This window comes from Phycicoccus sp. Root563, from assembly GCF_001427915.1.
Lineage (GTDB): Bacteria > Actinomycetota > Actinomycetes > Actinomycetales > Dermatophilaceae > Pedococcus.
Map to the genome: position 1 here is coordinate 316,665 of NZ_LMGM01000001.1, position 13,725 is coordinate 330,389.

At 70.4% G+C, this 13,725-nt stretch carries 16 protein-coding genes; 9 read left to right on the forward strand and 7 right to left on the reverse strand.

Annotated elements, in window-relative coordinates; genetic code table 11:
- Positions 1 to 103: 103 nt before the first annotated feature.
- From ASD62_RS01450 to ASD62_RS01465, 4 genes are all read left to right on the forward strand, one after another.
- Positions 104 to 1,804, forward strand: a complete 1,701-nt coding sequence (locus tag ASD62_RS01450; protein ID WP_056914447.1) for an HAD family acid phosphatase — start codon at positions 104 to 106, stop codon at positions 1,802 to 1,804.
- A gap of 153 nt (positions 1,805 to 1,957) precedes the next feature.
- Positions 1,958 to 2,308: a single-stranded DNA-binding protein gene (locus tag ASD62_RS01455; RefSeq protein WP_200947764.1), complete on the forward strand. Its 351-nt coding sequence runs from the start codon at positions 1,958 to 1,960 to the stop codon at positions 2,306 to 2,308.
- A gap of 40 nt (positions 2,309 to 2,348) precedes the next feature.
- Positions 2,349 to 2,798, forward strand: coding sequence for a helix-turn-helix transcriptional regulator (locus ASD62_RS01460; protein ID WP_056914449.1), 450 nt, complete (start codon positions 2,349 to 2,351; stop codon positions 2,796 to 2,798).
- A gap of 5 nt (positions 2,799 to 2,803) precedes the next feature.
- On the forward strand, positions 2,804 to 3,214 hold the full coding sequence (locus ASD62_RS01465) for a VOC family protein (RefSeq protein ID WP_056914450.1): 411 nt from the start codon (positions 2,804 to 2,806) through the stop codon (positions 3,212 to 3,214).
- 6 nt (positions 3,215 to 3,220) lie between these two features.
- Here ASD62_RS01465 and helR read toward each other — a convergent pair whose 3' ends face one another.
- The 3 genes from helR to ASD62_RS01480 form a co-directional block, all read right to left on the reverse strand.
- The gene (gene helR, locus ASD62_RS01470; RefSeq protein WP_056914451.1) at positions 3,221 to 5,416 is read right to left on the reverse strand and encodes an RNA polymerase recycling motor ATPase HelR; all 2,196 of its coding nucleotides are present in this window, start codon (positions 5,414 to 5,416) and stop codon (positions 3,221 to 3,223) included.
- 282 nt (positions 5,417 to 5,698) lie between these two features.
- Positions 5,699 to 6,253 carry a cysteine hydrolase family protein gene (locus ASD62_RS01475; protein WP_056917074.1) on the reverse strand — a complete coding sequence of 185 codons (555 nt, stop codon included), beginning with the start codon at positions 6,251 to 6,253 and terminating at the stop codon, positions 5,699 to 5,701.
- Positions 6,254 to 6,445: 192 nt separating this feature from the next.
- Positions 6,446 to 6,727 carry a WhiB family transcriptional regulator gene (locus tag ASD62_RS01480; RefSeq protein ID WP_056914452.1) on the reverse strand — a complete coding sequence of 94 codons (282 nt, stop codon included), beginning with the start codon at positions 6,725 to 6,727 and terminating at the stop codon, positions 6,446 to 6,448.
- Positions 6,728 to 6,906: 179 nt separating this feature from the next.
- On the opposite strand from ASD62_RS01480, the gene ASD62_RS01485 reads away from it, so the two are divergent.
- Entirely contained in the window at positions 6,907 to 7,911 is a 1,005-nt protein-coding gene (locus tag ASD62_RS01485; protein WP_056914453.1) for a MerR family transcriptional regulator, read from the forward strand.
- Between the two features lie 3 nt (positions 7,912 to 7,914).
- Here the strand turns inward: ASD62_RS01485 and ASD62_RS01490 are convergent, their stop codons facing one another.
- Complete coding sequence (locus ASD62_RS01490) at positions 7,915 to 8,325, reverse strand: DUF3224 domain-containing protein (protein WP_056914454.1); 411 nt, start codon at positions 8,323 to 8,325, stop codon at positions 7,915 to 7,917.
- Between the two features lie 53 nt (positions 8,326 to 8,378).
- On the opposite strand from ASD62_RS01490, the gene ASD62_RS01495 reads away from it, so the two are divergent.
- On the forward strand, positions 8,379 to 9,221 hold the full coding sequence (locus ASD62_RS01495; RefSeq protein WP_056914455.1) for an aldo/keto reductase: 843 nt from the start codon (positions 8,379 to 8,381) through the stop codon (positions 9,219 to 9,221).
- A gap of 10 nt (positions 9,222 to 9,231) precedes the next feature.
- Here the strand turns inward: ASD62_RS01495 and ASD62_RS01500 are convergent, their stop codons facing one another.
- Positions 9,232 to 9,852, reverse strand: a complete 621-nt coding sequence (locus ASD62_RS01500; protein ID WP_056914456.1) for an L-threonylcarbamoyladenylate synthase — start codon at positions 9,850 to 9,852, stop codon at positions 9,232 to 9,234.
- Positions 9,853 to 9,923: 71 nt separating this feature from the next.
- Here ASD62_RS01500 and tdh point away from each other — a divergent pair, with 71 nt between their 5' ends.
- From tdh to ASD62_RS01515, 3 genes are read left to right on the forward strand one after another with little or no spacing between them, the layout of a single operon-like run.
- A complete protein-coding gene (gene tdh / locus ASD62_RS01505) occupies positions 9,924 to 10,961 on the forward strand; it encodes an L-threonine 3-dehydrogenase (RefSeq protein ID WP_056914457.1) in 1,038 nt (345 codons plus the stop codon).
- Between the two features lie 3 nt (positions 10,962 to 10,964).
- Positions 10,965 to 12,158 (forward strand): glycine C-acetyltransferase, encoded by a 1,194-nt coding sequence (locus tag ASD62_RS01510; protein WP_056914458.1) that lies wholly within the window; start codon positions 10,965 to 10,967, stop codon positions 12,156 to 12,158.
- A 10-nt stretch (positions 12,159 to 12,168) separates the two neighbouring features.
- Positions 12,169 to 12,726, forward strand: coding sequence for a dihydrofolate reductase family protein (locus tag ASD62_RS01515; RefSeq protein WP_056914459.1), 558 nt, complete (start codon positions 12,169 to 12,171; stop codon positions 12,724 to 12,726).
- A 13-nt stretch (positions 12,727 to 12,739) separates the two neighbouring features.
- On the opposite strand, the gene ASD62_RS01520 is transcribed toward ASD62_RS01515, so the two are convergent.
- Together ASD62_RS01520 and ASD62_RS01525 are read right to left on the reverse strand one after the other, a co-directional pair.
- Positions 12,740 to 13,186, reverse strand: a complete 447-nt coding sequence (locus ASD62_RS01520) for an OsmC family protein (protein WP_056917075.1) — start codon at positions 13,184 to 13,186, stop codon at positions 12,740 to 12,742.
- Positions 13,186 to 13,725 (reverse strand): DUF1697 domain-containing protein, encoded by a 540-nt coding sequence (locus ASD62_RS01525; protein WP_056914460.1) that lies wholly within the window; start codon positions 13,723 to 13,725, stop codon positions 13,186 to 13,188. The genes ASD62_RS01520 and ASD62_RS01525 overlap by 1 nt, the downstream gene beginning before the upstream one ends.

Genomic DNA, 13,725 nt, shown 5'->3' on the forward strand with positions numbered 1-13,725 from the left:
ATTTGTCACTTCCGCCCTGGTCGGGGGCTGCATAGCCTCCGCCGGTCACGTGGTGCCCGATCCGTCCGTTGCCACCTGCTTCCACCCCTACAGGAGTGCCCGTATGCGTCGTCCCGCCCCCTCGTCCTCCCGTGCGTCCGAGACACCGGCCCGCACGACCCCACGGACGGCGGTGACGGCGGGTGCAGCCCTGCTCGCCGCGGCCGCCCTCACCGCCGGCGGCGCCTCTGCCGCGAGCGCGCACGACTCGCACGAGCACCACGGGGGAGGCCAGCGCCTCGCCCCCCGCACGCACTTCACGATGAAGGACGACGGGTCCAGCGGCGCGACCCAGGGCGGTGAGGGGATCCCCAACATCGACGTCGTCAAGAAGACGATCTACACCTACTACGGCGACCCCACCGGGACCGGGGCGGCGAACCCGACCTCGTCGCCATACGTGTCCGAGATGGCCTCGATCCTGGCCAGGCAGCGTCGCGAGCTGCCCCGCCTGCTGGCGGACGCCCGGCGCCACCACACGAAGCCGGCCATCGTCTTCGACGCCGACGACACCACCCTGTGGACCTACCAGATGGAGGTCGGCGACATGAAGTTCGTGTTCACGCCGGCTGCCCAGCAGCCGTGGGTCGACGGCGAGCGGTTCCCGGCGGTCCCGGGCATGGTCGACTTCGTCAACGACGCGCAGAAGATGGGTTTCACCGTGTTCGGCCTCACCGGACGCAGCGACAGCCAGAAGGCCCACACGGTCAGCAACCTGGCCAAGGTCGGCTACACGGCATTCCCGTCGGACCGCTTCTTCACCAAGTACGACTCGGGCAGCACCCCTCCGGCCTACCTGCCGCCGTCGTGGTGCGCGGCCTACCCCAAGTGCACGACCGTGGAGTACAAGGCCGGCACCCGGCGCCACATCGAGCAGGACCTCGGGTACGACGTCGTGCTCAACGTCGGCGACCAGTTCTCCGACCTGCAGGGTGGCTTCGCCGACCGGGCCCTCAAGCTGCCCAACCCGACCTACTACCTGCCGTCGCCCAACCTGCCGGGGGTGTCGCAGCCACGACTGGCCCCGCGCACCCGCTTCACCATGGCTCCCGACGGCACCAGCGGTGCCACCCAGGGCGGTGAGGGGATCCCCAACATCGACGTCGTCAAGAAGACCATCGCCGTCTACTACGGCGACACCGGATCGGGCACGTCCGACAAGGTGTCCTCGCCGTACATCTCGGAGATGACGCGCCTGGTGGGCCGGCGCAGCCACAGCCTGCTGCAGCAGTGCGCCACCGGCGCGCGTCGCGGCACCAGGCCGGCCATCGTGCTCGACGCAGACGACACGACTCTGTGGACCTACGACATGGAGGTCTCGGCGATGCACTTCGTCTTCGACCCGGTCGTGCAGGACAGGGACTGGGTCCAGCCGCAGCGGTTCCCGGCCACCCCGGCGATGGTGTCGTTCGCCAATGCCGCCTCCGACGCGGGCTGCACCATCGTGGGCCTCACAGGGCGCAACAGCACCCAGCGCGACGCCACGCTCGGCAACCTCGCCAAGGTCGGCTACACCGGCTTCACCCCGGCGAACTACTACACGAAGTGGACCAGCAGCGAGCAGCCGCCCGCGTACGTGACCGCGGCGGACTGCGCGGCGTACCCAAAGTGCACGACGATCGAGTACAAGTCGACGACGCGGCGCCACGTCGTCGCGCAGGGGTATGACGTCATCGCCAACTTCGGCGACCAGTTCAGCGACCTCATCGGCGGCAGCGCCGACCGGGCGGTGAAGCTGCCGAACCCGACGTACTACCTCCCGTAGTCCCGTCGCTCTCCCACGGGGGAGTGGTCGCGAGGCGCAGCCCGCCGGGCTGCGCCTCGCGGTCGTCCACAGGGCACTGGCCGGCGGCCCTGCGTCCACAAGCAGCCGGAGGTTCCCTCGCCGCCTGTCCCGCCGCCTCGGCAGGCTCGTCCCATGGATGACATGGGGGAATGGGTCAACGAGGTCCGTCTGGTCGGACGGGTCAGCCGGGCCGGCGAGGAGAGGGTGCTGCCCAGCGGCGACACCGTGGTGCAGCTGCGCGTGGTCGTTCCCCGCACGGGCAGCGACCACGGGTCGGCCCGGGTGGACACGGTCGACGTGGCCTGCTGGACTGCACGCACGCGGCGCAGCGCACTGCGCCTGACGACGGACGCGGTCGTCGAGGTGGAGGGCGCGCTGCGGCGGCGCTTCTTCCGGGCGGGCGGCGCCACCGCGAGCCGGTACGAGGTGGAGGCGAGCCGGGTCGCCGTCGTCCGCAGGGCGCCGCTCGCCGCTGCGCGGTGAGCCGGTTGGCAGCGTCCCGGTGACGTGACACGATCCGCTCGTGACCCACAGCGCGACGGAGGCCCAGCGGCTGGGTGACCTCGCCCGGCTGCGCAGGGTCCGCGACCGCATCGACCGGGACTACGCCCAGCCGCTGGACGTGGAGGCGCTCGCCCGCGGGGCGCACATGTCTGCCGGTCACCTCAGCCGCGAGTTCCGACGCGCGTACGGGGAGTCGCCGTACGGCTACCTCATGACCCGGCGGATCGAGCGCGCCATGGCGCTCCTGCGCCGGGGCGACCTCAGCGTGACCGATGTCTGCTTCATGGTCGGTTGCTCGTCGTTGGGGACGTTCAGCACCCGCTTCACCGAGCTCGTGGGAGTGCCGCCGAGCACGTACCGCCGTGAGGCGGCGGAGGCGACCGCGGGGATGCCGTCCTGCGTGGCCAAGCAGGTCACCCGACCGATCAGGAATCGAGAAGCGTCACCGGACGCCGCGCAGCTAGCGTGAGCCCCATGGACATCACGATCCACTCGAGCTTCCTCCCGCACAACGACCCGGACGCGGCCCTGGCGTTCTACCGCGACCTGCTGGGTTTCGAGGTGCGCGGCGACGTCGGTTACAAGGGCCTGCGCTGGATCACCGTCGGACCGCCGGACCAGCCTGCCACCTCCATCGTCCTGCACCCGCCGGCGGTCGACCCGGGCATCACCGAGGACGAGCGGCGCACCGTCGTCGAGATGATGGCCAAGGGCACCTACGGCGGCATCCTGCTGGCCACGTCCGACCTCGACGCCACGTTCGAGAAGGTCCAGGCGGCGGACGTCGACATCGTCCAGGAGCCTACCGAGCAGCCCTACGGCGTTCGCGACTGCGCGCTGCGCGATCCGTCCGGCAACCTCATCCGGATCCAGGAACGTCGCTGAGGTCGTTCAGCCGCTCGTGAGCACGACCAGCTCCCGGGTGGAGCGGGTCATCGCCACGTAGCGGTCGACGGCGCCCTCGATCCCGTCGCCGAAGTCCTGGGGGTCCACGAGGACGACCAGGTCGAACTCGAGCCCCTTCGACAGCTCGGGGCGCAGCGAGCGGACCCGGTTCGTGCCCTCGAAGGTCGGGTCGCCGATCACGCACCCGGTGCCGTCGGGGTGCGACGCCAGCCATGCATCGACGACCGGTTGCAGCTCGGCGACCGACCCGTGCCTGACGGGCAGACCGCTGCGGCGGATCGAGGTCGGGACGTTCGCGTCCGGGAGTGCCGCCCGGATCACCGGCTCGGCCTCGGCCATCACCTCCTCCGGCGTGCGGTAGTTGACGGTCAGCGAGCTCAGGGTGGTGCGGTCCAGCCCGATGCGCTCGAGCCGGTCCTGCCACGACTCCGGGAACCCGTGCCGGGCCTGGGCCCGGTCACCGACGATGGTCAAGCTGCGCGAGGGGCAACGCTGCAGCAGCATCTGCCACTCGGCATCGGTCAGCTCCTGCGCCTCGTCCACGACGACGTGGGCGAAGGGCCCTGCGAGCCGGTCGGGGTCGGCAGCGGGCACGGCGTCCTCGTCGACGAAGTTCTCCCGGAGGTCGGGGTGCCGCAACATCGTCACGAGTCCTTCGTGGTCGTCATCCGCGGCGATGAGGTCCTCGATGACCCTGGCCATCTGCTCGCGCTCGACGGCGGCCGCTGCCTCTCGTGACCGCTGGTGCTGCGACGCCTTCGGGTCACCGAGACGTTGCCGCGCGGCATCGAGGAACGGCAGGTCGCTGGTCGTCCAGGCCTGGGGTTCGACGCGCTGGAGCAACCGCACCTGCTCGCGCGTGAGCCAGGGTGCGCACAGCCGCAGGTATGCCGGAACCGACCAGAGGTCTGCGACGAGGTCGGTGGGTTCGACCAGTGGCCAGGCGCTGTTGAGCGCCTCCAGCAGCCCACGGTTGCGCCGCAACGAGGTCCGCAGCAGGGCGGGGGAGACGTCGTCCTCGTCCACCTCCATGGCGAGCTTGTCGGCCACGATGGTCAGGAGCTCCTCGAGGACCTGGTCGCGTGCCTCGTTGTGCGGGGTACCGGGGTCGGGGGAGTCGAAGGCCGTCGACCAGTCGGCAGGGCCCAGCCAGACGTCGGCCCACGGCGTCGTGATGGTCGACCCCTCGGACGGCGGCTCCTCGTAGAACCTCACGGCCTGCTCGACCGCCCGCACCAGCTCGACGGTCGCCTTGAGACCAGCCACGTGCGGATCGGCCTCTGGCGTCGCCGTCGCGCCCTCGGGGACGAGATCGCGCACGGTGCAGGTCTGGACGCCCTCCTCGCCGAGGCTGGGGAGCACGTCGGAGACGTAGGCGAGATAGGGCTGGTGGGGACCGACGAACAGGACGCCACCCTGTCGCTGGCCCAGGCGCGGGTCCGAGTAGAGCAGGTAGGCCGTGCGGTGGAGTGCCACCACCGTCTTGCCCGTGCCGGGTCCACCGTCGACGACCAGAGCGCCTCGGGACCCCGCTCGGATGATGGCGTCCTGGTCGGCCTGGATGGTCCCGAGGACGTCACGCATCCGCGCCGACCGCGTCGTGCCGAGGCTGGCGATGAAGGCGGACTGGTCGTCGAGGGCAGCGCCGTGCCGAAGCCCTTCGGCGGTGAACACCTCGTCCCAGTAGTCGGTGATCCGACCGCGGTACCAGCGGTACCTGCGTCGACTGGTCAGACCCATGGGCGTCGCGTGGGTCGCCCCGAAGAACGGCTCGGCGGCGGGGGAGCGCCAGTCCACCAGCAGCCGTCGGCCGTCGCGGGCGGTCAGACCGAGCCGACCGACGTAGACCGGCTCGCCGCCCTCGGCGCCGACCATGCGCCCCAGGCACAGGTCCACACCGAACCGGCGCAGGGCGCGCAGCCTGGCCGTGAGCCGGTGCACGTCGAGGTCGCGGTCGAGCGCTTGTCGCCCAGCGCCGCCCGGGGCCCTGCGGGTCGCCTCCAGCCGGTCGGACAGCTCGGCGATGGTGCTCTCGAGGGTCTCGGCAATGGCCGCGAAGTGTGCCTCGTCTCCGGCGACCAGGGCCGGTGCCGCCTTGGCACCCAGTCGTTCAGGGAGGTCGAACACGCTGACGTCCTGGTCGTTCCTGTCACGCGTTCCCTGCGGTGACACCCCACGCATGCACGTTCTCCCTCAGCCTCGGACGAGCTGCCGGCGCAGCTCCGACCCGAGAGTCTGAGGCACCACCGGGGCCTTGCCGCAAGACCCCCGGTGCGCTATACGTTGGAAAGGGAGAAGACCTGACGAAGTGGACGTGGTTGGTTTCGTCAAGAACGCCGATAATCGACATTATGTCAATCTACCGATTTCGGCAGAGGGACAAGGGCCTCCCCGACCGGTCGCTCCACACCCGGACACCCACTGCCTGACGCGCACACCTGCGTGGTCCCGTCAGGACGGCGCTCAGCCGGCGAAGGCGACCTCAGCAGCCTGGAGCACCGCGGCCGTCCGCCCGGGCGCCGACTGGTGCTGCCAGTACAGGTTCGTGTGCGCGATGACCTGCTCCGGCGCCGGCGCACCCCAGGCGGTGAGGTCCTCGGTCGTGTGGGCATCGCCGACCAGCGTCACGTCGTACCCGCGGGCGAACGCTCCATGGATGGTCGACCGGATGCAGGCATCGGTCTGCGCGCCGGTGACGACGAGCCGGCCCACGGCGGCGTCGGCCAGGACCGTCTCGAGCTCGGTGTCCTCGAAGGAGTCGCCGAACCGCTTGTGCACCAACGGTTCCGAGTCCCGCCGTGCCAGCTCGGGCACGTACTCCCAGTCGCCACTCCCCTGCTGGAGATCGTCGCTGGAGTGCTGCACCCACACCACGGGCGTCCCGGACTCTCGGGCCTGCTCGACGAGGCCGGCGATGGTGGCCACGACCTCGTCGCGGCGGTGCGCGCCGGCGACGACGCCGTTCTGGACGTCGATGACGACGAGGGCGGTGGCGGGGCGGTCTGACAGCGTGGCCATGGCGGTCTCCTGGTCCGGTTCGGTGCGGCGACCGTGTGCCAGGTCGTCGGTTCCGACCCTAGGGCGGACCACCGACAACCTCCGTCCGACAGCCCCCTCCGACAACCCCGGCCAGCCAGCAACCCCGGCCAGCCGATGAGCCCGGGTCCACCACACCCCAGGTCAAACAAGCAACGACCGTGGAGAGTCGGGCTAGACGGCCACTCCGCGCTGCAGGGCCAGGCGCTCCTCGGGGGTCGTGCCACCCCACACGCCATACGGCTCGCGGACGGACATCGCGTGCTCGAAGCACTGCGTGATCACCGGGCACGTGGCGCACAGCGCCTTCGCGCGCTGCTCGCGGTTGAGGCGGCGGTTGCCGCGCTCGGCGTCGTGGGGGAAGAACTCGTCGGGGTCCGTCGTGCGGCAGGCGCCGTCCGTCTGCCACTCGTAGGAGCTCAACAGCGGTCGGGGAAGCCTCTTGATGCTGCTCATGTCGTCATCTCTCCTGGTGGCACGAACCGAAGTTCTTCACAACCTATGCAGAACTTGTTCAGAGCGCAACATTCCTGAATAAGTTCTATAGTTGTTCATGCCCGGGCAGGGATCGACGTCGGCGCACATCCACCCGATGTCGAGCCAACGGGCACCAACGTGATAGGAACCGTGAGGTCATGGACAGCGAATCCGGTACGCGGCGCGCCTTTGGCGACCCTGCGGAGCGGGTCGACGACTCCCTTGGCGACGGCGAGGACAGCGGTCGCACGACCGTCGAGTGGGCGGTCGGCTCGGTCTCCGAGCGACTGGGGGTCGCCCCCGCGACACTGCGGACCTGGGACCGCCGGTACGGCATCGGCCCCTCCCAGCGGACCGAGGGCGGTCACCGCAGGTACACCGAGGAGGACATCCGGCGCGTACGGGTGATGGCCCGGTTCACCGCACGCGGGGTGCCGGCGCAGAGCGCCGCCCGAGTGGCCCTGTCGATGGACTCCGAGCGCCTCATGATCGAGACGGGAACCGAGAGCGACGCGGGTCCCGACCGCGGTGAGGCCGGCGACACCGTCTCGGCCGTGTGCTCCGCGGCCCTCTCCCTCGACCCCGCTGCGCTCTCCCGGATCTACCAGCGCACGCTGCGCGAGCGCGACCTCGTCAGCGCCTGGAACGACGTCTTCGCACCGGCACTGCGCACCATCGGCGAGCAGTGGGGTGCCGGCGCCCTCGGGGTCGAGTCCGAGCACCTGGCGAGCGAGGTGCTGGTGACCGAGCTGCGCGCCGTGATCCGGGGCAACCGTCCCCGGACCCTCGAGGCCGACGTGGTCCTCGCCAGTGCGGACGAGGAGCAGCACTACCTCCCGCTGCTGGCTCTCGAGGCCGAGCTCGCCCGGCACGGGCTGGGAGCCATCTGCCTCGGCGCCCGGGTGCCGACCACGGCCATCTCCGACCTGCTCATGTCGCGCCACCCCAGCAGGTTGTTCCTGTGGGCCTCGATCAAGCGCCCGGCGGACGAGCCCCTGTGGTCGGTGCTCGCCGGAGTGCACTGGCCGATGACCGTGGTGCTCGGTGGCCCCGGCTGGCCCGCGGAGCTCCCGAGCGCCGGCAGGTCGGTCAGGTTGACCCATGCGCACGACCTCGGCAGCGCGGCGCATGCCATCCTCACGCCGGTCGAACCGACCACCTGACCGCTAGCCCAGCTGGTAGTCGAACCACACCCGGTGGGTGCCGTCGTCCTCGACGGCCAGACCGCCGGACCCGCGGATGCCCTGAAGCTCCCCCGTGCCGCTGCCCGGGACGATGGCGAAGTGCTCGTGGGCCCGTCCGCCGCCCTCCGTGGTCGCGGAGTGCACGAAGTTGAACGTCCCGGCCGCAGCGTCGAGCGCCCCGTCGAAGGACTCCATCGCGACATACGTGCCGGCACCGGTGACCTGGTCGTAGGCGGCGGTGAAGATCGTCGCGCTGCGGCCCGACACTCCCCCGGTGTAGCTCTTGGCCATGACGGCGACCCCGACGGGTGCGCCCGTGGTCACCGGCTCCGGACCGGGTGACAGCTCGGCGGGGGTGAACGACTCGACGGTGAACGTGCCTTCGGTCCTCATGCCTGCAACCTACTGCCGGGCGGTGACGACGACCCCGCGGTTACGGTGGACCCATGGCGAGCACCCCGACGACCCTGACCCTCAACGACGGCACCAGCCTCCCGGCCATCGGGTTCGGCACCTACCCGCTCAAGGGCGAGGACGGCATCGAGGCGATGGTGGCCGCTCTCGAGAACGGTTACCGCCACCTCGACACCGCGGTGAACTACGGCAACGAGGCCGAGGTCGGGGAAGCACTGCGCCGCAGCGGGATCGCGCGCGAGGAGGTCGTCGTCGCGACGAAGATCCCCGGGCGCTTCCATGCCGAGGACCTCGCGCTCCAGTCGCTGCGGGACTCCGCCGAACGCCTGGGGCTCGAGCAGATCGACCTTGGCCTGATCCACTGGCCCAATCCGAGCCGGGACCTGTACCCGCAGGCCTGGCGGGCGCTGGTCCGGGCCCGGGACGAAGGGCTCGTGCGGACCGTCGGCGTCAGCAACTTCACGCCGGAGCACCTGCGGCGCGTCATCGAGGACACCGGGGTGACGCCGGCGGTCAACCAGATCGAGCTGCACCCGTACTTCCCGCAGGAGCAGATGCGCTCGGTCCACGCCGAGCTCGGGATCCTCACCCAGGCCTGGAGCCCGATGGGCAAGCGCAATGCGCCGTTCGCCGAACCTGCCGTGGCCGACGCGGCGGCGGCGCACGGCGTGACGCCCGGTCAGGTGATCCTGCGTTGGCACCTGCAGCTGGGTTCGATGCCACTGCCGAAGTCGGCGACGCCCCAGCGCCAGCTGGACAACCTGGACGTGTTCGGGTTCGAGCTCACCGACGATCAGGTCGCGGCGATCACTGCCCTGGGTCGTCCCGACGGACGGCTCTTCGGCGGCGACCCCGACACCCACGAGGAGATGTAGGGCCGACCGCTCACTCGAAGGGCGAGGGGTCTCCGGCGCCGATGCGGACGACCTCCGGTGCGCCGTCGGAGAAGTCCACGACGGTCGTGGGTTCGGTGCCGCACTCCCCCGAGTCGATGACCGCGTCGACCTGGTGGTCGAGCTCCTCCTTGACGAGCCAGCCCTCGGTCATGGGATCGGTCTCGCCGGGCAGGATCAGCGTGCTCGACAGGATCGGCTCCCCCAGCTCGGCGAGCAGCGCCTGCACCACCCGGTTGTCGGGGATGCGCACCCCGACGGTCTTCTTCTTCGGGTGCAGCAGCCGGCGCGGCACCTCCTTGGTCGCCGGAAGGATGAACGTGTAGCTGCCGGGCGTCGCCGCCTTGATCGCGCGGAACACCGAGTTGTCGATGTGCACGAGCTGGCCCAGCTGGGCGAAGTCGGCGCAGACGAGCGTGTAGTGGTGCTTGTCGCCCAGGTGGCGGATCGCCGCGATGCGGTCCTTGCCGTCCTGGTTGCCCAGGGCGCACCCCAGCGCGTACCCGGAGTCGGTCGGGTACGCGACCAGACCTCCGTCGCGGATCAGCTGCACCGCCTGCCCGATGGCCCGCGGTTGGGGGTCCACCGGGTGCACGTCCAGATACCTCGCCATGCGCTGACTGTATGCCGCGCGGCCGGGACCGTGCGGCATACCTCCCCTGCGCGGCCCGCTAGGTTGGTCCGGTGCGCGCACTCGTGAAGACCACCGCTGGTCCGGGCCTGGAGCTCATGGACGTCCCCGAGCCCGACACCGGCCCCACCGACGTGAAGATCCGGGTGCTGAGGGCGGGTCTGTGCGGCACCGACCTGCACCTCGAGCAGTGGGACGACTGGGCCGCCTCGACCGTGGTGCCACCCATGACCATCGGCCACGAGTTCTACGGCGAGGTGGTCGAGGTCGGCGAGGACGTCACCAATGTCAGCGTCGGTCAGCGCGCCTCCGGCGAGGGCCACATCGTGTGCGGCACGTGCCGCAACTGCCGCGCCGGTCGGCGCCACATGTGCATCCACACCAAGGGGATCGGCGTGAACCGCGACGGCGCCTTCGCCGACTTCGTGGTCCTCCCCGCGACGAACGTGTGGGTGCAGCCCGACGACCTCGACCCCGACCTCGCAGCGGTCTTCGACCCTCTCGGCAACGCGACGCACACGGCGTTGTCGTTCCCGATGGCCGGCGAGGACGTCGTCATCACCGGCGCTGGCCCCATCGGCGTCATGGCCGCCGCGCTCGCCCGCCACATCGGTGCGCGGTACGTCGTCGTCACCGACGTCAGCGACTACCGCCTCGGGCTCGCGAAGGCGGCCGGGGCCGACCTCGTCGTCAACGCCGCCACGTCGAACCTGCGCGAGGCGATGGGTGAGCTGGGCATGAAGGAGGGCTTCGACGTGGGCCTGGAGATGTCCGGCGTGCCGAGCGCGGTCGAGGACATGCTCGCCAACATGAACCACGGCGGCCGGGTCGCGATGCTGGGCCTGCCCAAGGACCCGTTCGCGATCGACTGGGGCCGGGTCATCACGCACATGATCACCATCAAGGGCATCTACGGGCGCGAGATGTACGACACCTGGTACGCGATGAGCTCCATGCTCGGCACCTCTCCCCTGCTGCAGGAGCGCATCGCCTCCGTCATCACCCACCGTTTCCCCGCGGAGCAGTGGCAGGACGCGTTCGCCGCGGCCCGGTCGGGTCAGTGCGGCAAAGTCATCATGGATTGGAGCTGACCGATGTACGGCACCGTCAAGGACGAGCTGGCCACCACGCTGCGCGAGATCGAGGACGCCGGGCTCTACAAGCGTGAGCGTGAGCTGACGTCACCACAGTCGGCGCACATCCGCACCGCTGCGACCGCGGCGCTCAACTTCTGCGCCAACAACTACCTGGGCCTCGCCGACCACCCCGACGTCGAGGCCGCAGCCGCAAAGGCGTTGCAGGAGTGGGGGTTCGGCATGGCGAGCGTGCGGTTCATCTGCGGCACCCAGGAGCTGCACAAGCAGCTCGAGCGGGCCCTGTCCGACTTCCTCCAGACCGACGACACGATCCTGTACTCGTCCTGCTTCGACGCCAACGGCGGTGTCTTCGAGGTGCTCTTCGGCGCCGAGGACGCGATCATCTCCGACGAGCTGAACCACGCGTCGATCATCGACGGCATCCGCCTGTCCAAGGCGAAGCGGTTCCGCTACAAGAACGCCGACATGACCGACCTGCGCACTCAGCTCGAGGCAGCGGCCACGGCCGGTGCCCGCCGGACCGTCGTCGTCACCGACGGGGTGTTCTCCATGGACGGGTTCCTCGCCCCGCTGGACCAGATCTGCGACCTCGCCGACGAGTTCGGCGCGATGGTGCTGGTCGACGACAGCCACGCCGTCGGGTTCGTCGGCGACGGGGGCCGCGGCACGCCGGAACGGTTCGGCGTGATGGACCGGGTCGACATCATCACCGGGACGCTGGGCAAGGCGCTCGGTGGAGCGTCCGGTGGCTACGTCGCCGCCCACCAGGAGATCGTCGACCTGCTGCGTCAGCGGTCGCGCCCCTACCTGTTCTCCAACGCGGTCGCCCCGAGCGTCGCCGCCGGCTCGCTCAAGGCGCTCCAGATCGCAGCGGGGTCTGCGGATGCGCGGGCCCAGCTCACGCGCAACACCGAGCTGTTCCGAACGCTGATGACCGAGGCCGGGTTCGACCTCCTCCCGGGCGAGCACCCCATCACCCCGGTGATGTTCCCGGGTGAGGACGGCGCCAGGAAGGCCGCGCAGATCGCCGACGCGATGCTCGACGAGGGCGTGTACGTCATCGCCTTCTCCTACCCGGTGGTGCCGCAGGGCAAGGCACGCATCCGGGTCCAGCTGTCCGCCGGCCACACCGAGCAGGACGTCCGGTCCTGCGTCGACGCCTTCGTGGCCGCCCGCGAGAAGACGGCCTGAGGAGCAGGTCGTGGCACGGCTGCACTACGCGGCGATCGCCTCGCTCGACGGTTACGTCGTCGACTCGGCTGGAAGCTTCGCCTGGGCCGCGCCCGGCGAGCAGGTGCACGCGTTCGTCAACGACCGGGAGCGCGGCATCGGCACCTACCTCTACGGGCGCCGGATGTGGGAGGTCATGCGCTACTGGGCCACCGAGGACTCCGAGGACGACCGCTCCCCCGTCTCTGCGGCCTACCGCCGCATCTGGCAGTCCGCCGTCAAGGTTGTCTTCTCCGGCTCGCTGTCGTCCGTGGACACCCCGCGCACGACGCTGGTCCCCGGCTTCGACGCGGACCTCGTCGGCCGTCTCAAGGCCGAGGCCACGGCCGACCTCAGCATCGGTGGCCCGACCGTCGCCGCGGCGGCGCTCTCCGCAGGCCTGGTCGACGAGGTGTCGCTGTACCTTCACCCGCTCGCGGTGGGCGGCGGGACACCGGCCCTCCCGCCGGGCGCTCGCACCGACCTGCACCTCGTCGAGCAGCACACGTTCGACGACGGGGTCGTCTTCCTGCGCTACACCGTGGCCTGACGCGGCCGGCGCATCAGTCCTGCGCGAGCCCGCTGTCGATCGGGGTGCCCAGCACCACGGTCCGGCTGACGGTGCACAGCCGGTCGTGGGACATCGCGATGGCCTTCGGGAGCATCTCCCGGGCCTTGTCGCCGGCCTCCCCCTCGGGGAACGTCACCGCGAACCTCACCTGCAGTCCGTCCATGTGGTTGCCGTCGTCGTCGCGCACCTTGTCCCCCGACGCCACGACCACGAAGCTCTCGGGCTCGGCACGCTTGACGGTGATGAAGTCGACGTCGACGGCGCTGCAGCCGGCGATGGCGGTGAGGAGGAGCTCGACCGGCGTGAAGTCGGCGCTCTCCCCTCCCCCGATCCGCATCGTGCCACCACGGACGTTCGTCACCTCGAAGACGCCCTTCTCGACCCGCTCCATGCTGATCGAGCGGTGTCCCAGCCCGGTGCCGCCGGTCTCCTGTGCCATCACGTGCCCCATTTCTGCGCGAGTGCGCGCACCACGGTCATGTTGCGAGCCGTTCCTGCGACGCCGAGGACCTTCTCGATCTTCGGGCCCGTCAGCTTCGCGGTGTGGAACGGCAACGCGAACTCCATGAGGACATCCTTGCCGATGACGTGGGCCCGCTCGCCGGGGGCATCCCACTCCTCGAGCGCTGCGGCTCGCGCGGCCGTGGGTGCCTCGGCGCAGAAGCTCACGTAGCGGGACTGCTCACCCTCGAGGCTCACCGGTACGGCGTCCACGGCCTCCACGAGCCCGGTCAGGTCGGCGGGGCGGCGAGCGATCGCCACGATGTCGTATCCGGCGTGCTTCCCGAGCGCCTCCCCCACCGCCTGCTCCACCTTGGCGATGCTGCGCAAGGATGTGTCCACGAGGAAGTTGCCCGTCTGGATGTGGGACTCGACGCCGGTGAAACCGTTGCCCTCCAACACCTTTCGAGCGTCAGCCATCGCGAGCTTGCGACCACCGACGTTCACCGCCCGCAGGAAGACCACGAACTTGGCCAT

Coding starts and splice junctions, on each gene's coding strand:
- ASD62_RS01450 (WP_056914447.1), top strand. CDS start 104: ATGCGTCGTCCCGCCCCCTCGTCCTCCCGTGCGTCCGAGACACCGGCC.
- ASD62_RS01455 (WP_200947764.1), top strand. CDS start 1,958: ATGGATGACATGGGGGAATGGGTCAACGAGGTCCGTCTGGTCGGACGG.
- ASD62_RS01465 (WP_056914450.1), top strand. CDS start 2,804: ATGGACATCACGATCCACTCGAGCTTCCTCCCGCACAACGACCCGGAC.
- helR (WP_056914451.1), bottom strand. CDS start 5,416: ATGCGTGGGGTGTCACCGCAGGGAACGCGTGACAGGAACGACCAGGAC.
- ASD62_RS01475 (WP_056917074.1), bottom strand. CDS start 6,253: ATGGCCACGCTGTCAGACCGCCCCGCCACCGCCCTCGTCGTCATCGAC.
- ASD62_RS01480 (WP_056914452.1), bottom strand. CDS start 6,727: ATGAGCAGCATCAAGAGGCTTCCCCGACCGCTGTTGAGCTCCTACGAG.
- ASD62_RS01485 (WP_056914453.1), top strand. CDS start 6,907: ATGGACAGCGAATCCGGTACGCGGCGCGCCTTTGGCGACCCTGCGGAG.
- ASD62_RS01490 (WP_056914454.1), bottom strand. CDS start 8,325: ATGAGGACCGAAGGCACGTTCACCGTCGAGTCGTTCACCCCCGCCGAG.
- ASD62_RS01495 (WP_056914455.1), top strand. CDS start 8,379: ATGGCGAGCACCCCGACGACCCTGACCCTCAACGACGGCACCAGCCTC.
- ASD62_RS01500 (WP_056914456.1), bottom strand. CDS start 9,852: ATGGCGAGGTATCTGGACGTGCACCCGGTGGACCCCCAACCGCGGGCC.
- ASD62_RS01510 (WP_056914458.1), top strand. CDS start 10,965: ATGTACGGCACCGTCAAGGACGAGCTGGCCACCACGCTGCGCGAGATC.
- ASD62_RS01520 (WP_056917075.1), bottom strand. CDS start 13,186: ATGGCACAGGAGACCGGCGGCACCGGGCTGGGACACCGCTCGATCAGC.
- ASD62_RS01525 (WP_056914460.1), bottom strand. CDS start 13,725: ATGGCCAAGTTCGTGGTCTTCCTGCGGGCGGTGAACGTCGGTGGTCGC.